The 18,334-nt window shown below is 68.6% G+C and carries 19 protein-coding genes; 13 read left to right on the top strand and 6 right to left on the bottom strand.

The annotated features are described in order from the left end of the window. Position 1 precedes the first annotated feature (1 nt). From AB8P05_RS18795 to AB8P05_RS18750, 10 genes are all read left to right on the top strand, one after another. Positions 2-1,807: an aldehyde ferredoxin oxidoreductase family protein gene (locus AB8P05_RS18795; protein WP_472759764.1), complete on the top strand. Its 1,806-nt coding sequence runs from the start codon at positions 2-4 to the stop codon at positions 1,805-1,807. 83 nt (positions 1,808-1,890) lie between these two features. Then, the gene (locus AB8P05_RS18790) at positions 1,891-2,163 is read left to right on the top strand and encodes a MoaD/ThiS family protein (RefSeq protein ID WP_472759763.1); all 273 of its coding nucleotides are present in this window, start codon (positions 1,891-1,893) and stop codon (positions 2,161-2,163) included. A gap of 14 nt (positions 2,164-2,177) precedes the next feature. Continuing rightward, a complete protein-coding gene (locus AB8P05_RS18785) occupies positions 2,178-4,028 on the top strand; it encodes an NADH-quinone oxidoreductase subunit 5 family protein (RefSeq protein ID WP_472759762.1) in 1,851 nt (616 codons plus the stop codon). A 21-nt stretch (positions 4,029-4,049) separates the two neighbouring features. Further along, positions 4,050-5,243, top strand: coding sequence for a proton-conducting transporter transmembrane domain-containing protein (locus AB8P05_RS18780; RefSeq protein ID WP_472759761.1), 1,194 nt, complete (start codon positions 4,050-4,052; stop codon positions 5,241-5,243). Continuing rightward, positions 5,240-5,719 (top strand): NADH-quinone oxidoreductase subunit B family protein, encoded by a 480-nt coding sequence (locus AB8P05_RS18775; RefSeq protein WP_472759760.1) that lies wholly within the window; start codon positions 5,240-5,242, stop codon positions 5,717-5,719. Before AB8P05_RS18780 ends, AB8P05_RS18775 begins: the two co-directional genes overlap by 4 nt. Further along, on the top strand, positions 5,716-6,624 hold the full coding sequence (locus tag AB8P05_RS18770) for a respiratory chain complex I subunit 1 family protein (RefSeq protein ID WP_472759759.1): 909 nt from the start codon (positions 5,716-5,718) through the stop codon (positions 6,622-6,624). The genes AB8P05_RS18775 and AB8P05_RS18770 overlap by 4 nt, the downstream gene beginning before the upstream one ends. A 13-nt stretch (positions 6,625-6,637) precedes the next feature. Further along, entirely contained in the window at positions 6,638-7,162 is a 525-nt protein-coding gene (locus AB8P05_RS18765; protein WP_472759758.1) for a 4Fe-4S dicluster domain-containing protein, read from the top strand. Further along, positions 7,152-7,649, top strand: coding sequence for an NADH-quinone oxidoreductase subunit C (locus AB8P05_RS18760; RefSeq protein WP_472759757.1), 498 nt, complete (start codon positions 7,152-7,154; stop codon positions 7,647-7,649). Before AB8P05_RS18765 ends, AB8P05_RS18760 begins: the two co-directional genes overlap by 11 nt. 12 nt (positions 7,650-7,661) lie before the next feature. After that, the gene (locus AB8P05_RS18755) at positions 7,662-8,741 is read left to right on the top strand and encodes a hydrogenase large subunit (RefSeq protein ID WP_455173927.1); all 1,080 of its coding nucleotides are present in this window, start codon (positions 7,662-7,664) and stop codon (positions 8,739-8,741) included. A 74-nt stretch (positions 8,742-8,815) separates the two neighbouring features. Beyond that, positions 8,816-9,607 carry an SDR family NAD(P)-dependent oxidoreductase gene (locus tag AB8P05_RS18750; protein WP_472759756.1) on the top strand — a complete coding sequence of 264 codons (792 nt, stop codon included), beginning with the start codon at positions 8,816-8,818 and terminating at the stop codon, positions 9,605-9,607. A gap of 30 nt (positions 9,608-9,637) precedes the next feature. Here AB8P05_RS18750 and AB8P05_RS18745 read toward each other — a convergent pair whose 3' ends face one another. The 3 genes from AB8P05_RS18745 to AB8P05_RS18735 form a co-directional block, all read right to left on the bottom strand. Further along, the gene (locus AB8P05_RS18745; RefSeq protein WP_455173925.1) at positions 9,638-10,093 is read right to left on the bottom strand and encodes a hypothetical protein; all 456 of its coding nucleotides are present in this window, start codon (positions 10,091-10,093) and stop codon (positions 9,638-9,640) included. Positions 10,094-10,236: 143 nt separating this feature from the next. Then, positions 10,237-11,013, bottom strand: a complete 777-nt coding sequence (locus AB8P05_RS18740; RefSeq protein ID WP_472759755.1) for a class I SAM-dependent methyltransferase — start codon at positions 11,011-11,013, stop codon at positions 10,237-10,239. A 31-nt stretch (positions 11,014-11,044) separates the two neighbouring features. Beyond that, the gene (locus tag AB8P05_RS18735; RefSeq protein ID WP_472759754.1) at positions 11,045-11,917 is read right to left on the bottom strand and encodes a MipA/OmpV family protein; all 873 of its coding nucleotides are present in this window, start codon (positions 11,915-11,917) and stop codon (positions 11,045-11,047) included. Positions 11,918-12,345: 428 nt separating this feature from the next. Between AB8P05_RS18735 and AB8P05_RS18730 the strand changes: the two genes are divergently transcribed. The 3 genes from AB8P05_RS18730 to AB8P05_RS18720 are packed head-to-tail and all read left to right on the top strand — an operon-like array spanning position 12,346 to position 15,181. After that, positions 12,346-13,659 (top strand): NAD(P)/FAD-dependent oxidoreductase, encoded by a 1,314-nt coding sequence (locus tag AB8P05_RS18730; protein ID WP_472759753.1) that lies wholly within the window; start codon positions 12,346-12,348, stop codon positions 13,657-13,659. Continuing rightward, positions 13,608-14,390 carry a lysophospholipid acyltransferase family protein gene (locus AB8P05_RS18725; RefSeq protein WP_472759752.1) on the top strand — a complete coding sequence of 261 codons (783 nt, stop codon included), beginning with the start codon at positions 13,608-13,610 and terminating at the stop codon, positions 14,388-14,390. The genes AB8P05_RS18730 and AB8P05_RS18725 overlap by 52 nt, the downstream gene beginning before the upstream one ends. Further along, positions 14,384-15,181 carry a glycosyltransferase family 2 protein gene (locus AB8P05_RS18720; protein ID WP_472760131.1) on the top strand — a complete coding sequence of 266 codons (798 nt, stop codon included), beginning with the start codon at positions 14,384-14,386 and terminating at the stop codon, positions 15,179-15,181. Before AB8P05_RS18725 ends, AB8P05_RS18720 begins: the two co-directional genes overlap by 7 nt. On the opposite strand, the gene fabG is transcribed toward AB8P05_RS18720, so the two are convergent. The 3 genes from fabG to AB8P05_RS18705 are packed head-to-tail and all read right to left on the bottom strand — an operon-like array spanning position 15,153 to position 18,324. Continuing rightward, positions 15,153-15,872: a 3-oxoacyl-ACP reductase FabG gene (gene fabG, locus AB8P05_RS18715; RefSeq protein ID WP_472759751.1), complete on the bottom strand. Its 720-nt coding sequence runs from the start codon at positions 15,870-15,872 to the stop codon at positions 15,153-15,155. The genes AB8P05_RS18720 and fabG overlap by 29 nt on opposite strands. Further along, on the bottom strand, positions 15,869-17,131 hold the full coding sequence (locus AB8P05_RS18710) for an ApeP family dehydratase (protein ID WP_472759750.1): 1,263 nt from the start codon (positions 17,129-17,131) through the stop codon (positions 15,869-15,871). Before AB8P05_RS18710 ends, fabG begins: the two co-directional genes overlap by 4 nt. After that, positions 17,131-18,324, bottom strand: a complete 1,194-nt coding sequence (locus tag AB8P05_RS18705; protein ID WP_472759749.1) for a beta-ketoacyl-[acyl-carrier-protein] synthase family protein — start codon at positions 18,322-18,324, stop codon at positions 17,131-17,133. The genes AB8P05_RS18710 and AB8P05_RS18705 overlap by 1 nt, the downstream gene beginning before the upstream one ends. Positions 18,325-18,334: the final 10 nt, after the last annotated feature.

The following is an 18,334-nucleotide window of genomic DNA, read 5'->3' as shown; positions in this document are numbered from 1 at the left end:
CATGCATGGCTGGATTGGAAAAATCCTTCGGGTCGATCTCGGCACCGGCAAGATCGCGACCGAAGCGATGAAGCCCGACCTAGCGCGCGATTACATCGGCGCCCGCGGGCTGGGCACCAAATACATGTATGACGAGGTCGATCCCACGGTGGATCCGCTGTCGCCGGCGAACAAGCTGATCTTTGCCTCCGGGCCGATGACCGGCACCTTCGCGCCGTCGGCGGGCCGCTACGACGTTGTCACCAAGGGGCCGCTGACCGGCACCATCGCCGCGTCGAACTCCGGCGGCGCCTGGGGGCCGGAGCTGAAATATGCCGGCTATGACATGCTGATCCTGGAAGGCCGCGCCGCCAAGCCGGTCTATCTGTGGATCCAGGACGACAAGGTGGAAATCCGCGACGCCGCCCATCTGTGGGGCAAGGACGTGCCGGAAACCACCGAGGCCCTGAACGCCGAGACGGCCGCCGACGCCAAGATCGCCTGCATCGGCCCGGCGGGCGAGAAGCTGTCCTACATCGCCTCCATCATGAACGACATGCAGCGCGCGGCCGGCCGCACCGGCGTGGGCGCCGTGATGGGATCGAAGAACCTGAAGGCGGTGGTGGTGCGCGGCACCGGCGCCGTCACGGTGGCCGACAAGGAAGCCTTCCTGGCCGCGGTTGCCAAGGCCAGCACCATGATCAAGGAGCATCCGGTCGGCGGCACCGGCCTGCGGCTCTACGGCACCAACGTGCTGGTCAACATCCTGAATTCGGTGGGCGGGCTGCCGACCGGCAACTTCCAGGACGGCCATTTCCCGACCGCCGACAAGGTGGGCGGCGAGACGCTGGCGGCCAACCAGCTGCAGCGCCCGAAGGGCTGCTTCTCCTGCATCATCTCCTGCGGCCGCGCCACCAAGGTCAGCAACCCCAAATACAAGGGCGAGGGCGAAGGGCCGGAGTACGAGACCGCCTGGGGCTTTGGGCCGGACTGCCGGATCGACGACCTGGATGCGGTGGTTAAGGCCAACTATTACTGCAACGAATATGGTCTCGACACCATCTCCATGGGCGGCACGGTCGCCTGCGCCATGGAGCTGTTCCACCGCGGCATCATCACGCGTGACGACACCGAAGGGCTGGACCTCGACTTCGGCAACGCCGACGCGATGGTGGAGGCGGTGCGGCTGACCGGCCTGGGGCAGGGCTTCGGCAAGAAGCTGGCGCTGGGATCCTACCGGCTGGCGAGCCTCTACGGCCATCCGGAACTGTCGATGACCGTCAAGAAGCAGGAGATGCCGGCCTACGATCCGCGCGCGGTGCAGGGCATCGGCCTGAACTATGCCACCAACAACCGCGGCGGCTGCCATGTCCGCGGCTATACCATCAGCCCCGAAGTGCTGGGCGTGCCGGTGAAGGTCGACAAGGACAGCATCGACGGCAAGGCCGAGCTGGTGGCCCTGTTCCAGAACCTGACGGCGGCGCTGGATTCGAGCGGATCCTGCCTGTTCACCACCTTCGGCATCGGCGCGCCGGAATTCGCCGAGCTGATGACCGCGCTGACCGGCTTCGCCTACACCGGCGACAGCTTCATCGAGGCGGGCGAGCGGATCTGGAACCTGGAGCGGCTGTGGAACCTGAAGGCCGGCCTGACCGCCGCCGACGACACGCTGCCGCCGCGCCTGCTCAACGAGCCGATCGTGACCGGCGCATCGAAGGGGGCGGTCAGCCGCCTGCCGGAGATGCTGCCGCTCTATTACGGTGCCCGCGGCTGGGACGCCCAAGGCGTGCCGACCAAGGAGAAGCTGAGCGCCCTGGCGCTGGCCTGACACCACCGGACCGCCGCCGCACCCTGCGGCGGCGGCCCCGATGGTGGTGTCGGTGGCGATCCGGGCAGGAAGGCAGCTGTGCCATGAAAGTCTCCTATTTCGCGCTGTTGCGCGAAGCCACCAAGAAACGCAGCGAGATCTGGGAACGGCCGGCACCCATCGTCCGCGACCTGCTGCGCGATTTGGTCGCCGAATACGGCCCCAACTTCGCCCGCTGGATCCTGAAGGACGGTGAACTGGCCGGCTTTGCCATCATCCTGGTCAACGGCCAGGACGTGCGCGGCCTGCAAGGGCTGGATACGCCGCTGACCCCGGATTCCGACGTCTTCATCTTTCCGCCGCTGGCCGGCGGCTGAGAAAGGGGCGAGCCATGACCTTTGTAACGCTCCCCATTCTTCTTCTGCTCGGCGGCTTCGTCCTGCAACTGCTGCTCGCCCGTGTGCTGACGCCGGTCGGCAAGGGCGTGCTCGCCACTGCGGCGGTCTTCGCCTCCTTCCTCGCCACGCTGCCGCTGGTGCCCGCCGGCATGGCCGGCATCGCGATGCAGGCGCCGCTGCTGCCGGTGTGGGACGGGCCATTCTCCCTCGCCCTGCGCATCGACGGGCTGGGCATCCTGTTCATGCTGATGGGTACCGGCATCGGCGCCGCCATCCTGCTGTTCTCCGTCCGCTACATGGAACATGAGGAGCAGGGCACGACGCGCTTCTACGCCATCATGCTGGTCTTCATCGCCGGGCTGCTGCTGCTGGCGGGTGCGGCCGACATGCTGGGCGCCTATATGGCGTGGGAGGTGATCGGGCTGTGTTCCTACAGTCTGGTCGGCTTCTGGTACCGGCAAAGGGCGGCGACCGACGGCGCCCGCAAGGTGCTGGTCATCACCCATCTGGCGGGCTACGGCTTCCTAATCGGGCTGGTGCTGGTCTATTCCCGCGCCGGCACGCTGGACTGGACCGATCCGGCGGTGGCATCCGCCTTCACGTCCGGCGTCGCGGCGCTGTTCATCGTCGCGGCGATGGCGAAGTCGGTGATGTTTCCGCTGCACAGCTGGATCCCGGAGGCGATGAACGCCCCGACCCCGGTGTCGGCGCTGCTGCACTCCGCCTGCTACGTCAAGGCCGGCGTCTATCTGATCGCCCGCATGTATGTGGTGGGTGACGGGCAGTGGCAGGGGGCGCTGGAAGTGCCGCTGCTGGCGGTCGGCTGCGTCACCATCCTGGTCGGCGTCATCTTCGCCATGGCGCAGACCGACCTGAAGCGGCTGCTGGCCTTCCACACCGTCAGCCAGCTCGGCTACATCGTCGTCGGGCTGGCGCTGGGCACCGATCTCGGGCTGGCGGCCGGGCTGTTCTATTGCCTGAGCCATGCGCTGTTCAAGGGCACGCTGTTCATGTGCGCCGGCGCCATCCAGCACGCCACCGGCACCCGCGATCTGCGGGAGTTGGGCGGGCTCGCCACCGCGATGCCGGGAACGGCGAAGGTGTGGATCGTCGCCGCCGCCTCCATCGCCGGCGTGCCGTTGACCAACGGCTTCGTCGCCAAATGGCTGCTGTTCGGCGCCGCTCTCGACAAGGGGCTGCTGGTGGTGGTGCTGGTCGGCTGGATCGGCAGCATCCTGACCGCATTCTCTTTCCTAAAGGCCACCGTCAACGCCTTCTACGGCGTGCCGTCCAAGGCGATGCTCGGCCGTCCGGTGCATGAGGCGTCGCCCAGCATGCTGGCCGGCATGGGCTCCATGGCCGGGCTGTGCCTGGTCTTCGGGCTGGCGCCGCAGTTGCTGATGGTGCCGGTGGTGGCGCCGGCCGTGCAGTCGCTCGGCTTCGACTGGGCGGTGCAGATGAGCTGGCTCGGCATCCTGACCGACCGCGGCAGCATCGCGATGACCGTCGGCGGCGCGGTGGTGCTGGCTTCGGCCATGCTGGGGCTGCTGGTCTACCGGCTGGCCCAGGCGCCCGCGCCCGGACTGGTCTCGGTCTATTCCGGCGGGGAGCCGCTGCCGGCCGGCGACCGGCCCGGCGCGGTGGACTTCGCCGAGATGGCCGAGCACGCCTTCCATCCCGTCTATTCGCTCGATCCCGATCCCGCCTACCTGCGGATCTGGCGCGGCCTGACCCGTGTGGCCGGTGCGGCGCAGACCGCGGCAGGTGCCGTCTTCGAGGATCGTCCGCTCCTGGCCATCGGTCTCGTCGCGGTCGCGGCGCTGGCCGGCGTGTGGCTGGTCTGAGCGCAGCCGGAGGCATCCATCATGGACATGGTGTTGATCCCCCTCTTTCTGGCGATTGCGCTCGGCGTGGCTCTCTATGCCCGCGCGATCCCGCAGGGGAACGCCGGGTGGTGGCGCTTCGCCGCCGCCACCGTCGCCCTGGCGGTCGCCGCCCGGCTGGCCGGACATGGCTGGACCGCCATCCTGCTGGCCACATCCGCCGAGTTCCTGGCGGTGGGCATGGTGTGGAGCGGCGGGACGCCTCAGGCTCGCGTCGCCGCCCGCAAGTATCTGACCGCGGTCGTCCTCGCCACGCTCTGCGGCTGGACGGCGCTGGCGCTGATCCAGCTTGGCGCGGTGCGCCCAGCCGCGCCCTGGGACAGGCTCGCGGTGGTGTTGCTGCTGGTCAGCGTCGCGCTGAAGCTCGGTCTGGTGCCGGTCTATTTCTGGCTTCCGGCGGTGGCCCGCGCCTCTTCGGCGATGACGACGGCGCTGATCGTCGCGGTGGTCGATGTCGGCGCCTTCTGCGAGTTGCTGGCCCTGCGTGATGCGGCGCCGTGGATCTTCGTGGATTTCGCGCCGCTGTGGATCGGGCTGGCGGTGCTGTCGCTGCTGGGGGCGGCGCTGCTGGCGCTGGCCCAGCGTGAACTGAAGCCGATGCTGGCCTTCTCCACCATCGACGACATGGGCTATCTGCTGCTGGGGCTGGTGGCCGGCGGGGCCGACGGCATGGCCGGGGCGTGGTTCGGCATCCTCGGCCACGCGATGGGCAAGATCGTGCTGTTCGGCGCGGTCGGGGCGGCGGAATGGCATCTTGGCCGGGCGGTGACGCTGGACGACCGCGGCCTGTCCACCCCGCTGCCGGTGGCGAGCGCCGCCTTCATGCTGGGGGCGCTGGGCTTCATCGGCATCCCGCCGACTTTGGGCTTCATCGGGCACTGGCGGCTCTATCTGGCGGGGGCGGAGCTGGGCGGGCCGCTGCTGCTGGCGGTGCTGTACGCATCGTCCGCCATGGCGCTGCTCTGCTATATCCGCGCCATCCACCGGGTGTGGCTGGGGCCGGTGGAGGCGCCGGACGCCGGACGGCCCCTGCCGCCTGCCGCCGCCCTGGTGCTGCTGGCCTTCGCCATCGCCCCGGTGCTGTTCGGGCTGGCTCCCAACGGGCTTCGCCCGGCGGCCGAACCGCATCCGCATGTCGCCGTGCTGCCGGTTGAGCTGGCGGGAGGTGTGAAATGAACCTGATCGAACGGGTCATCGCGATCTCGCGCCGCCGGTCGCCCTGGATCTGCCGCCTGAATGCCGGGTCCTGCAACGGCTGCGACATCGAGATCACGCCCCTGCTGAGCCCGCGCTACGACGCCGAGCAGCTGGGGGTCGAACTGCACGGCACGCCCAAGCATGCGGACATCGTGCTGATCTCCGGCACGCTGACGCTGCGGTCGCGCCAAGCCATCCTCGACATCTACGCCCAGGTGCCGAACCCGAAGGCGGTGGTGGCGCTGGGGTCCTGCCCGGCGTCGGGCAACGTCTTCGCCGGCAGTCCGCTGGTGTTGAGCGAATCCCTGGACAGCATCGTTCCGGTCGATGTCTGGGTGCCCGGCTGCCCGCCGCGGCCGCAGGCCATCCTGGACGGCATCGCCCGCGCGGCGAAACTTCTAGAAGAGGGCGCCACCAAGAGTCAGCTGGAATGCCGGCGGGGGAGGCTGTCATGAACGCCGTCTGGTCCTATCTGGTCGCCTTCGCCGTTTGGCCGGGACTGCTGCTCGCCGCCCCGCTGGGGTGGCTGGAGCTGTGGTTCATGCGCAAGCTGGTGGCGCGGCTGCAGGGGCGGCAGGGTCCCCCCTTCTTCCAGCCCTTCTTCGACTTCATGAAGCTGCTGGGCAAGGAGACGGTGATCCCCCGCGGCGTCAACCGCGGCATCTTCCTGGCCCTGCCGGTAGTGTCGGTGGCGGCGGTGACGGCCGCGCTGGCCATCGTGCCGCTGCCCGGCAACCCGGCGCCGTCGCTGCCCGGCGACGTCGTGCTGCTGCTGTACCTGATGGAGGTGCCGATCCTGTGCGAGGTGCTGGCCGGCTATGTCAGCCGCTCCATCTACGGGCAGGTCGCGGCGATGCGCGAGGCGCTGCTGTCGCTGGCCTACAACCTGCCCTTCCTGGTCGCCATCATCGCCATGGCGCAGGAGGCCAGAAGCTTCCAGATGAGCGCGCTGCAGGCCGCCCCCTATGGTCTTGTCCATCTGCTGGCGGCGGTGACCTTCCTGCTGGCCCTGCCGGCGCGGATGAAGCTGAACCCCTTCTCCATCGCCAATGCCGAGCATGAGATCGTCGCCGACAGCCACATCGAATACAGCGGCCCGCCGCTGGCCCTGTTCAAGCTGTCCCATGCCGTCGAGCTGGTTCTGCTGACCGAGCTGTTCGCCGTCGTCTTCATCCCGGCGACGCCCTGGCCACTGCTCAACCTCTTCGTCTATCTGGCCGCCGGCGTCGCGGTGCTGGGCGGGGTGACGCTGCTGGCGACGGCAACGGCGCGGCTGCGGCTGACCCAGGCCTTCCGCTTCTACTGGGTCTGGGGCGGGCTGGCGTCGGCGGTCACCCTGGCCGCGACGCTGGTCCGTTGAGGGAGGATGCGCCATGGCCATGCTGAAAACCATCCTCGGCAACCTGCTGCGCCCCTCGCGCACACGGGCGCCTGCCGACATGCCGGACGTGCCGGCGGTCTATCGCGGCGCGCTGGCCCATGATGCCGCCCGCTGCACCGCCTGCGGCACCTGCGCCTTCGTCTGCGCGCCGAAGGCCATCAGCTTCACCCAGGATCCCGGCGTGTCGGTGTCCTGGCACTTCTTCATCGGCCAGTGCTCCTTCTGCGGGCTGTGCGCGCAGAACTGCCCGATGCAAGCGATCAGCCTGCATGCCGACACGCCCGCCGCGACAAACAGTGCCGCCGGCGACGGGCTGCGGCTGGAGAGCGTCATCCGGCTGCAGCCCTGCACCCGCTGCGGTGCCGCCCATGTTCCGCTGCCCGATGCGACGATGGAGGCGCTGTGGGGCGTGGAGGAGGCCGAGCGCGGCTATTGCCCGGAGTGCCGGCGCCGGGCGGCGAGCGAGAAGCTGCGCGCCGCCTTCGTCCCGGCGGAGGAGGCCCATCATGACCGCTGACCGCAATCCCCGCCGGCTTGCCGATGCGCTGCAGGCCATCCCCGGCGTCCGCAGCGTCGCCGAACGCAACGGCGCCCTGTGGGTGGACGCCCCGCTGCTGGAGGTGGAGGCGATGGCCGCCGCGATGGCGGACCTCGGCATCCGGCTCGGCACCGTCACCGCCATCCCGCATGCCGGGGACGCCGAATCCACGGTGATCTACCACTATATCGACGAGCATCGCGTCATCAACGTGAAGACCTGCACCCGCAACGGCGCGCTCGCCTCGCTGGCGCCGACCGTCCGCGCGGCGTCCTGGGCGGAGCGGGAGATCCGCGACCTGTTCGCGGTGGAGTTCCCCGGCCATCCCAATCCGGTGCCGCTGATCCGGCCCGACGGCATCGACACCGCCACCCTGCGCGCGGCGATGTGCCGTCCGGCGGAGGTCGCGCGCAAGCCGGTGTCGCCGCTGGCGTCGCCTTCAGCTGCCAATCCGGCCCGTTCCTAGGAGTTTCCGGCCATGCCCTACAGCTTTCCGCTCGGCCCCTATCACCCGGCGCTGGAGGAACCCTTCAAGGTCAAGGTCCAGTGCCGCGGCGAGGTCATCGACAGCGCCACCGTCGAGGTCGGATTCAGTTTCCGCGGCATCGAGCTGCTGGCGCAGAAACGCAACTGGGTGGAGGTCATCACCCTGATCGAGCGTGTCTGCGGCATCTGCTCCAACACCCACGCCATGACCTTCTGCATGGCGGCGGAGACCATCGCCGGGATCGAGGTGCCCAAGCGGGCCGCCCACATCCGCACCATCATCGCCGAGCTGGAGCGGCTGCATTCCCACCTGCTGTGGGCCGGAGTGGGGGCGGAGGACATCGGCTTCCATTCCCTGTTCATGGAGGTGTTCACGCTGCGCGAACTGGTGATGGACACGCTGGAGGCGATCAGCGGCAACCGGGTCAATTACGGCATGAACTGCATCGGCGGCGTCCTTCGCGACATTCCCGATCCCAAGCGGCATCTGCCGGCGCTCGACACCCTGTCCAAGGGGCTGGCGGAGATCGTCATCCCGACCTTCACCGAGAATCCGACGGCGCTTGCCCGCACCCGCGGCGTCGGCCGGCTGAGCCGGGAGCAGGCGGTGGAGTGGGCGGTGGTCGGTCCGGTCGCCCGCGCCTCCGGCCTCGACATCGACGTGCGCAAGGACCAGCCCTACCTGTCCTATGCCGACCTCGGGTTCGAAAGTGTCGTCCGGCCGGAGGGCGACGTCCTGGCGCGGGTGGTTGTGCGCGCGCTGGAGATGGTGGAGAGCATCCGCCTGATCCGCGAGGCGCTGCTGTCCCTGCCGGCCGGCCCCTTGCGGGCGACGCAGGGTGTGCCGGAGATTCCGGCCGGCGAGGCCACCATTCGCACCGAGGCGCCGCGCGGCGAGGCCTTCTACTATGTCGCGTCGGAAGGCGGGGCCACCCCGGCGCGGGTGAAGATCCGCACGCCGTCCTTCGTGAACATCCCGGCCATCGAGGCGATGGTGACGGGGCAGCCGCTGGCCGACCTGTCGATCATCCAGGCGTCGGTGGACCCTTGCATCTCCTGCACCGACAGGTAGGGGGCGACCGAACCGGAACCACCCGTCCGGGGTGCGGTTGACGGGACAACGCCATCATGTGAAAGGGCAGTCCCATGGCTCGCGCCGCCAACACGCAACTCGCCGTCGTGACCGGAGCCTCCAGCGGCATCGGCCTTGAACTCGCCAAACAATGTGCCGCCAACGGCTTCGATCTCGTCATCGCCGCCGACGATTCCGCGATCGAGCAGGCGGCCGGCGACCTGCGCAAGCTGGGCGCCGCCGTCGAGACGGTCCAGGCTGATCTCGCCACGCTGGAGGGGGTGGACCGGCTCTATGCCGCGCTGAAGGGCCGCAACGTCGACGCGCTGCTCGCCAATGCCGGGCACGGGCTGGGCCATGGCTTCCTGGACCAGGATTTCGCCGAAGCCCGCCACGTCATCGACACCAACATCACCGGCACGCTGTATCTGATCCAGAAGGTCGGCCGCGACATGCGCGCCCGCAACCAGGGGCGCATCCTCATCACCGGCTCCATCGCCGGCTTCATGCCCGGCAGCTTCCAGGCCGTCTACAACGGCACCAAGGCGTTCATCGACTCCTTCTCCTTCGCGCTGCGCGACGAGTTGAAGGACACCGCCATCACCGTCACCTGCCTGATGCCCGGCCCCACGGACACGGAGTTCTTCGAGCGCGCCGACATGATGGACACCGCGGTCGGCCAGGGGAAGAAGGACGATCCGGCGATGGTCGCCAAGGTCGGCTTCGATGCGATGATGAAGGGCGAGGGCGACGTGGTCGCCGGCTGGAAGAACAAGCTGCAGACAACGATGGCGACCGTCACCCCGTCCGGCATGCTGGCCAGCCAGCACCGCAAGATGGCGGAGCCGGGGTCGGGCAAACACTGACGCCGCCGCCGGCTCCGGCCCCGGACGACATCAGGTGTCGAGGCAGCCGCCCCGCGGCGCCACGGTGATGCGGATCAGTTCCGATCCGCCGCCGCCGAAGACGTTGCCGCCGGTGTAGGTCAGGCAGCCTTCGTTGCGGTAGATGACCTGCAGCCGCTGGGCGTCGTTGCCGAAATAGAAGGGGATCCAGCGCTTGCCGGTCTCGTGCCGGATCATGTTGTCCGGCGCGCCGATCAGGGTCGACACCTCTTCCATCGTCATGCCGATCTGCAGCTTTGAGAAGCGGCTGCCGGGGGCGGGGGTGCCGATCAACTCGCCCTCGTAACGGCCGTCGCGCGATTTCACCATCCGCGCACCCGGCGTCGACGGTGCCGCCGACGCCGTCGCGGCGCTGCCGTCTCCGCTGGTGGACGCCTGCTGCTGGCCGGCGCAGCCGATCAGCAGCGCCACCGCCGACAATGCCGCCAAAGTCGTTTTTCCCGCCATGTCTTTCCCTGCCTGTTCTGTTCCGGTCGATCCCCTGTGCCGGCGACTATGAGTGCGATAACCCCATGACGGCATTGGCAAAGGCGGATGAAGAACGCCAAAGAGGGGTAATAACAACAGTCAGTCCGCCCGCTTCCCTGCTTTCACGCGGCGGGATCGGATTGCCGCCGGCCGATGTAGTTCTTGAACAGGTCGTAATCGGTGTCGCAGCGGACCTGAGCCAGCCCGGCGGCGGCCATCGCCGAGGTGATGACCTCCGGTTCGACGCACTGGTCGATTGTTTCCCAGTAGTAGCGCATCAGCGTACGGCCCTCCTCCCCGCCGCCGCTGAGGCGCGAGACCGTGGGCACCACCATGCCGAGATAGGCGTTCATCAGGTGCCGGGTGACCGGACGGCGGGGGCGGCCGATCTCCATCACCAGCACCGTGCCGCCGGGGCGCAGCACCCGGCCGAACTCCCGGAAGGTGGCAGTGAGGTCGCCGACATGGCGGAGCGCGTAGCCGATGGTGACGAGGTCGACGCAGGAATCGGCGAGCGGCAGCGCGTCCGCCACGCCCTGGATCAGCGGGATGGGCAGGCTGCGCCGCGCCTCCGCCAGCATCGCTTCGCTGAGGTCCAGTCCGATCACGTCTTCGGGACTGCCGCAGAGCGCCACCGCCTCCCGCGCGACCAGCCCGGTGCCGATGGCGACGTCCAGCATCCGCATTCCCGGCCGCAGTCCCGCCCGGCGCAGGCATTGCGCCCGATACCAGGAGCCGGAGCCGAGCGCGAAGATGGTGTTGATGCGGTCGTAGTGATGGGCGGTCCGGTTGAACAGCCCGCGGACGAAGCGCAGCCGCTGCGTCTTGTCGCGATAGTAGGTGTCCAGCACCGGATGCGGTTCGACGGCGCCGACGCGCGGAGTGGGTTCGGTCGGCACGGCGGTGTCTCCTTCGCTTTGTGGCGCAGGTTCAGTCCAGGATGTCGCTCACCGCGCTGACCCGGCTGTCCGACCGGTAGAGCGAGAAGGTGAAGCCGGCCCCGACCGACAGGTTCACGGCGCGCTTGTAGAGCGGGCTGTCGTCGTTGGTGGCGCCGGAGAACAGCTCTCCCCGCACTGCGCCGAAGGCGGAGATGCGGTCGGTCACCGGCATCACCAGGGAACTGTGCAGGCGCAGGCCGAGATAGCCGGCGCGGGCGTCGTAGGCGTCGCGACCGGGCCGCGCATATTGCGGGTCGACCTGATAGAAATAGTCCATCAGGTGGCTGGACGCGAAGATCGGCCCCAGGCCCAGGCGAAACTGGTCGTCGCCGGAAAGCAGCCCGGCCTTGCTGTAGGCGACGTCGGGCGCGAAGACGAGCCCGCGGTACTTGATGCGGCTGAAGTCGGTGGAGAAGACGCTGCGCACCGGCAGGGTCAGGTCGATCCGCTCGCGCAGTCCCCTGTCGCGGTGCAGGTTGATCTTCAGGGCGGGACCTACCTCACCTAGCAGGTCGATGTCCGGCATGCCCTGCCGTGCGCGGTTGTCGTCGGCGGAGGAGCCGAGCGCACCTTCCAGGCTGACCTCGAAGGTCACGCGGTCGGAGCGGTAGAGCCGTCCCTGGATGCCGTTCCGGTCGGCGCGGAATACGTCGCCGCGATAGATGACGTAGGGCAGGGCGGCGGCCTGGACATGGTTCTGGTCGGCCGCCGGATAGTCGGGAATGTAGCCGACACCGCCGCCGATGCCGATCTCGAACAGCGGCTTGCCGTTCTCCGCTCCTGGTTCCTGGGCGAGGGCCGGTCCCGACATGCAGAGGATCGCCGGCAGAGCGCAGGCGGCAACGGCAAGCGTCGTTGTCAACACACGCACCATGCATCCCCGATAGAGTTCGCCGGCTTCAGGCAGTGCGGCATCTTGTAAGCCCCGGCTTCGGCAGACAAGTAGGTTTATGCATCGTGAAACGGGCGCCAAATGGGTAACCAATCAAGCCAATTGCGCTTTCCCAAGTGCAATGGCGGAAATCCGTGAGCAATGCCCCGAGGGTGATGCAATCGACCTGTAATATTGCCGGCGCGGCATCTTCGAACAGAAGATGCTGATATCGGCAAGGTGCGGATATATCCTTTTGTATAAGCCCCCGATAAAGGGCGATGTCGGGCTTTTGTCCCTGGATCGTCCGCGACGGGGTCTGATAGACTCGATACCGTGACTCCCGGTCGCATTGCCGGAAGACGGGCATCGGAAATCGAACAACTCAAGGCGGAACAACCGGGAGTGCGGCGAAGGCCATGATGTCGAACGGCTCCGATTACGATTGCGACGTTCTGGTGGTCGGCGGCGGTCCCGCCGGGTCGACCGCGGCGGCGCTGCTGGCCGGCAAGGGCCATCGGGTGGTGCTGCTGGAAAAGGACCATCACCCGCGGTTCCACATCGGCGAATCCCTGCTTCCCTGCAACCTGCCCCTGCTGGAGCGGCTGGGTGTGCTGGAGGAGGTGGAGCGGATCGGCATGCTGAAATACGGGGCGGAGTTCGTGTCGCCCTATCACGGCAAGGCCGTCACCTTCGACTTCGCCAATGCCTGGGACAAGACCAAGCCCTATGCCTTCCAGGTCCGCCGGTCGGAATTCGACCATATCCTGATCCGCAATGCCGCGGCCAAGGGGGCGACCGTCGTTGAAGGCTGCAAGGTGACCGACGTCGACATCCGGGGGACGGAGGGCACCATCGTCACCGCCCGGCAGGATGACGGCACCGTCCGCAGCCTGCGCACGCGCTTCCTGGTCGACGCGTCGGGGCGCGACACGCTGCTGGCCTCGCGCTTCGGCATCAAGCGGCGCAACACCAAGCACAACAGTGCGGCGATGTTCGGCCATTTCACCGGCGCCAGACGGCTGCCGGGCAAGGCCGAGGGCAACATCACCGTCTTCTGGTTCGACCATGGCTGGTTCTGGTTCATCCCGCTGGCGGACGGCACCACCAGCGTCGGCGCGGTCTGCTGGCCCTATTACTTCAAGACGCGCAAGACCGACCAGACCCGCTTCTTCCTGGACACGGTGGCGCTGTGCCCGGCGCTGGCGGAACGGCTGGAGGGGGCGGAGCTGACCGGCCCGGTGACGGGAACCGGCAACTTCTCCTATCAGGCGGACCGCATGTCGGGGTCTGGATACGTCATGCTGGGCGACGCCTTCGCCTTCATCGACCCGGTCTTTTCCACCGGCGTCTATCTGGCGATGACCAGCGCCTTCGAAGGGGCCGAGGCGGTCGATGCCTGCCTGCGCGAACCGGCGCGGCAGGAACAGGTGCTGAAGCGCTTCGAGCAGACCGTCCGGCAGGGGATCGGCACCTTCTCCTGGTACATCTACCGGGTGACGACACCGGCCTTGCGGAACCTGTTCATGGGGCCGCGCAACGTCTTCCGGGTGGAGGAGGCGCTGCTGTCGCTTCTGGCCGGCGACGTCTTCCGTCCGTCGCCGATCAAGGCCCGGCTGAAGATATTCAAGGCGATCTACTACATGAACGCCCTGCTGGACTTGAAAAGGAACTACATGGCATGGCGGAAACGGCGACAGAACGTGCGGACGCCGCTGGGCGACGCCGTCTGACCTTTGTCGGCGCGGTCCGGCAGGTCTGGGAACATGTGCTGTTCTACGGCCTGCTGTTCCTGTTCGGGCTGATGTCGCTGGCCTGGAGCCTGACGGCGGCGCTGATCGGACCGCTGCTGCCGCGCCGCATCGCCGGCCCGCTCGGCCGGCTGGCGATCAAGACCGGCTTCCGCCTCTATCTCGGCACGCTGCGGGCCTGCGGGGTGCTGAAGACCGATCTGTCGGCGCTGGACGGGTTGAAGGGCGACGGCGGATTGCTGATCTGCCCGAATCATCCGTCGATCCTGGATGCCGTGCTGCTGATCTCGCGGCTGCCGGATGTGGTGTGCATCGCCAAGGCCCCGGTCTACGACAATCTCTTCCTCGGCGGCGGGGCGCGGATGGCCGGCTACATCCGCAACGACGCGCCCAATTCGCTGGTGAAGACGGCGGCGCAACGGGTGCGTGCCGGCCATCATCTGCTGATCTTCCCCGAAGGGACCCGCACCGAACGGGCTCCGCTCAACCCGTTGAAGGGTGGCTTCGCGCTGATCGCCAAGACGGCGGGGGCGCCGGTTCAGACCGTCTTCATCGAAGCAAACACCAATTTCCTCGGCAAGGGCTGGCCGCTGTTCCGCAAGCCGGACTTCCCGCTGGTCTACACCGTCCGCCTCGGCCGCCGCTTTGATACGACGACGGACGTACGCGGCCTCGTCGCCGAACTGGAACAGCATTACAGGTCCGAATTGTGATCACCGACGCGTCATCCAGCCACCTCGTCCTGATTCCCAGCTACAACACCGGGCCGAAGCTGTTCGAGACGGTGCGGGCGGCGCGCCGGCACTGGGCGCCGGTCTGGGTGGTGGTGGACGGCAGCACCGACGGGACGGTGGAGGAGTTGCGGGCCATGGCCGCCGACGACCCTCATCTGCGCATACTGGAACTGCCGGTTAACCGGGGCAAGGGTGCCGCCGTGCTGCATGGGCTGGAGGAGGCGGAGCGCTGCGGCTTCACCCATGCGCTGACCATGGATGCCGACGGCCAGCATCCGGCCGACCGCATCCCGCAGTTCCAGGGTGTTTCCCAGGCAAATCCCGACGCCCTGGTGCTGGGCAAGCCGGTGTTCGACGCCGCCGCACCGCGGCTGCGGGTGGGCGGGCGCAAGATCTCCAACTGGTGGGCCAATCTGGAAACTTTGTGGTGTGGGATCGGCGATTCGCTGTTCGGCTTCCGCGTCTATCCGATCAAGCCGCTTAGGGCGGTGATGCGGCGCAATCCCTGGATGCGCCGGTTCGATTTCGATCCGGAGGCGGCGGTGCGGCTGTGCTGGCTCGGCCTTCCCACCATCAACGTGGCCGCACCCGTCCGCTACTTCAAACCGGAGGAGGGCGGGGTTTCCCACTTCAACTATGTCCGGGACAACGCCCTGCTGACCTGGATGCACACGCGGCTGATGCTGGGATTCATCGGCCGGCTGCCGATGCTGACGATCCGTCGGGTGCGTTCCCGCCCTCTCAGATCATCCCGCCGTTTATCGAGATGATCTGGCCGGAGATGTAGGCGGCGCGGTCGGACGCCAGGAAGGCGACGAGGTCGGCCACCTCCTCCGGCCGGCCGGCGCGCTTCATCGGCACCATCCGCTTGACCATGTCGGCGTCGAAGGCGGCGTCGGCCATGGGCGAGGCGATGATGCCCGGCGCCACCGCGTTGACGGTGATGCCGCGCGGCGCCAGTTCCAGCGCCAGCGACTTGGTCGCGCCATGCAGCCCAGCCTTGGCGGCGGCATAGTTGGTCTGGCCGCGGTTGCCGGCGATGGCCGCCACCGACGACACGGTGACGATGCGGCCCCAGCGCGTGCCGATCATCGGCATCAGCAGCGGTTGCGTCACGTTGAAGAAGCCGTTGAGCGACACGTCGACCACGCGGCTCCACTGCTCCCGCCGCATGGCCGGCATCACGGCATCGTCATGGATGCCGGCATTGTTGACCAGGATCTGGATCGGGCCGGCGTCCAGCACGCGCTCCAGCGCGGCGGCGGCGGCATCGGCGTCGGTGACGTCGAAGGCCAGCGGTTCCGCCGACCCGCCGGCCGCGGCGATCTCCCCCGCCAACGCCGCGGCGCGGTCGGCGGAGCCGTTGGCGTGGACCAGAACATGGCAGCCGTCCGTCGCCAGCGCCCTGCAGATCGCAGCCCCCAACGCCCCGCTGCCGCCGGTGACGAGTGCCCGTCTCATGCCGCCCCCAAATCCGCAATTCCGGCGTCGATCACCGCCGCCGCCCGGCCGCTCAGCAATTCGCGTCCGCCCGCTGAGAGGGAGAAGGCGTAGATCACGCGGCTGCCTCCGCCGGTCAGGTTCTCGGCATCGACGATCAGGTCGTCCGCCACATCGTCCAGCCGTTCGACATGGCAGGCGAGGTCGCGCAGGCTGGCGAGGTATCCCGCGGCCGGGCGCGTTCCGCCGCCTGTCAGTCCGCCAATCAGCCCGCCATGCACCGCCATCGCCTGCGACGCGTATTCCACCCCGCACAGGGCGGCCAGACGCCCGGCATGGCGAAGCGGGTTGTCCGGATCGCGATGGCTGCGGGCGACGCAGCGGATGCGGGTCTCGTCCCAGGATAACAGGCCGTGCAGCAGGCACATGGTGCCGGCATGGGGGATGAGCGCCGCCAGCGCCTCGCGCGTCATCAGCATGGCGCGGCCACCCGGACCACCACCCGTCCGCCCGGCGGCAGGTCCAGCACCACGGTCTCGGGGCCGCCGCCTGCACAGACGCGCGCCAGCGCCGCCAGCAGCGGCAGGGCGCGGGCGGTCGGGTTGCCGGTCCGCAGCGCCTCCAGCCCGATGTCGGCCATGCGGGTGGCCGGCTCCTCCCCGAGTGACGTCGATGTCGAGGCAGGCGAGACAGCGGCCGGTCGGTGCCGGCGTCAAGACCAGTGCCGTGCCGAAGCTGCCGGCGATGGGCCGGACCTTGCTCAGCGGATCGGGATAGGGCAGGTCGTAGGCGATCAGCCCGACGGTCCAGCCGTCGGCCGCGACCTCCGCCGCCGCTTCCAGCAGGCCGGCCTGGAAGCTCTCGTCATGCGCCGCCAGACTGGTGGAGGGCTCGCGCGAGCGGGTGGCGATGCTCCAATAGCCGGCCGGCGCGTTGTGGACGGAGTTGTGGAAGCGCGTCGGCGAGATGTCGCGCTCTTCCGTCGCCAATGTCTCCAGGATCTGGTGCAGCGTGTCGGGGTCGCCGCTGGAGGAGGCGAAAACGGTGGCGACGGTCGCGGGATCGCGGCCGGCCTGTTCCATCGCCTCCGCCCCCACCGCCATGGCGAGCTTGACGGTCGGCACGCTGCGGCGCCGCTCGGCCGGCGGCAGCAGCGGGCTGGCGGTCAGCACGGCCGGCGTCGCCACATAGGGGCTGTCGCCGGCGAGGATGGCGCGGGAGTCCTCCCAGCCGGCCAGGCCGGGGCCGAGCAGGCCGATGCCCTCGACATGCACCCGCATCAGGCGGCCCACCCGAAGATCAGGCTGCTGTTGCTGCCGCCGAAGCCGAAGGAGTTGGTCATCACGCGGTCCATCCGTCCGGTTTCGTTGGCCTGCAGGTAGCGGCTGCGCAGGGCGGGGTCGAGGTTGCGGGTCTGCGGGCTGCCGGGGATCAGTCCGGTGCGCAGCGCCAGCATGCTGACGATCGCCTCGACGATTCCGGCGGCGCCCAGCGTGTGGCCGGTATAGCCCTTGGTGGAACTGACCGGCGTGCGGGTGCCGAGCAGTTCGGTGATGGCGCGGTCCTCCGCCGCGTCGCCATAGGTGGTCGCGGTGCCGTGCAGGTTGACGTAGTCGATGTCCCCCGGCCGCAAGCCAGCATCGGCCAGCGCCCGCTCCATCGCCAGCCGCGCGCCCAGCCCTTCGGGATGCGGGGTGGACATGTGGTGCGCGTCGTTGCTTTCGCCGGTCCCCAGCAGATGGATGGAGCCCGCCGCAGAATTGGGATCGCGGCGCTCCAGCAGGGCGAAACCGGCGCCCTCGCCCAGCGAGACGCCGCTGCGGTGCGCATCGAACGGCCGGCAGGGGGTGGGGGACACCAGTTCCAGCGAATGGAAGCCGTAGAGCGTGGTCAGGCACAGGCTGTCGGCCCCGCCGACCACCGCCGCGTCGCACAGGCCCGCCGCGATCATGCGGGCGGCGTTGGCGAAGACCTTCGACGTGGTGGCGCAGGCCGACGAGACGACGAAGGCCGGCCCCTCCAGCCCCAGGCGGCGGCGGACGAAATCGGCGAGCGAGCCGGTGCTGTGGGTGGTGGCGAAGCTGAAGTCGCCGGGCAGCGCCCCGGTCTGCGGATCCCGCGCGCGGAAGGCCAGTTCCGCCGACAGGATGCCGGAGGTGCTGGTGCCGAGGAAGACGCCGATCCGGTGCGCGCCATAGCGGTCCCGTGCCGCGGCGACCGCCTCCGCAAAGCCGTCCTGCCGCAACGCCATGTCGGCCAGCCGGTTGTTGCGGCAGTCATAGCCGGCAAGTTCGGCCGGCAGGCGGACATCGTCCAGCCCCTCCACCTCGCCGATGTGCGTGTCGAGCGTGACCGTCTCGAAACTGCAAGGTTTCAGCCCGCCGCGGCCATTGCGCAGAGCATCCAGGGTTGCATCCTGTCCGGCGCCAAGGCTGCTGACGATGCTCATATGGCTTACGGCAAGTGGCTGCACGATGGAATTC

Source organism: Azospirillum sp. VT-I1 (genome assembly GCF_055698305.1).
Note: the sequence above shows the minus strand (reverse complement) of the source record. Positions and strands in the feature narration are given on the sequence as shown.

What these genes read in the sequence shown, in the direction of transcription:
- AB8P05_RS18750 (WP_472759756.1), top strand. Translation starts at nt 8,816, where the DNA reads ATGGCTCGCGCCGCCAACACGCAACTCGCCGTCGTGACCGGAGCCTCC.
- AB8P05_RS18780 (WP_472759761.1), top strand. Translation starts at nt 4,050, where the DNA reads ATGGACATGGTGTTGATCCCCCTCTTTCTGGCGATTGCGCTCGGCGTG.
- AB8P05_RS18710 (WP_472759750.1), bottom strand. Translation starts at nt 17,131, where the DNA reads ATGCGGGTGCATGTCGAGGGCATCGGCCTGCTCGGCCCCGGCCTGGCC.
- AB8P05_RS18790 (WP_472759763.1), top strand. Translation starts at nt 1,891, where the DNA reads ATGAAAGTCTCCTATTTCGCGCTGTTGCGCGAAGCCACCAAGAAACGC.
- AB8P05_RS18730 (WP_472759753.1), top strand. Translation starts at nt 12,346, where the DNA reads ATGATGTCGAACGGCTCCGATTACGATTGCGACGTTCTGGTGGTCGGC.
- AB8P05_RS18765 (WP_472759758.1), top strand. Translation starts at nt 6,638, where the DNA reads ATGGCCATGCTGAAAACCATCCTCGGCAACCTGCTGCGCCCCTCGCGC.
- AB8P05_RS18745 (WP_455173925.1), bottom strand. Translation starts at nt 10,093, where the DNA reads ATGGCGGGAAAAACGACTTTGGCGGCATTGTCGGCGGTGGCGCTGCTG.
- AB8P05_RS18795 (WP_472759764.1), top strand. Translation starts at nt 2, where the DNA reads ATGCATGGCTGGATTGGAAAAATCCTTCGGGTCGATCTCGGCACCGGC.
- fabG (WP_472759751.1), bottom strand. Translation starts at nt 15,872, where the DNA reads ATGAGACGGGCACTCGTCACCGGCGGCAGCGGGGCGTTGGGGGCTGCG.
- AB8P05_RS18785 (WP_472759762.1), top strand. Translation starts at nt 2,178, where the DNA reads ATGACCTTTGTAACGCTCCCCATTCTTCTTCTGCTCGGCGGCTTCGTC.
- AB8P05_RS18775 (WP_472759760.1), top strand. Translation starts at nt 5,240, where the DNA reads ATGAACCTGATCGAACGGGTCATCGCGATCTCGCGCCGCCGGTCGCCC.
- AB8P05_RS18725 (WP_472759752.1), top strand. Translation starts at nt 13,608, where the DNA reads ATGGCGGAAACGGCGACAGAACGTGCGGACGCCGCTGGGCGACGCCGT.
- AB8P05_RS18755 (WP_455173927.1), top strand. Translation starts at nt 7,662, where the DNA reads ATGCCCTACAGCTTTCCGCTCGGCCCCTATCACCCGGCGCTGGAGGAA.
- AB8P05_RS18760 (WP_472759757.1), top strand. Translation starts at nt 7,152, where the DNA reads ATGACCGCTGACCGCAATCCCCGCCGGCTTGCCGATGCGCTGCAGGCC.
- AB8P05_RS18770 (WP_472759759.1), top strand. Translation starts at nt 5,716, where the DNA reads ATGAACGCCGTCTGGTCCTATCTGGTCGCCTTCGCCGTTTGGCCGGGA.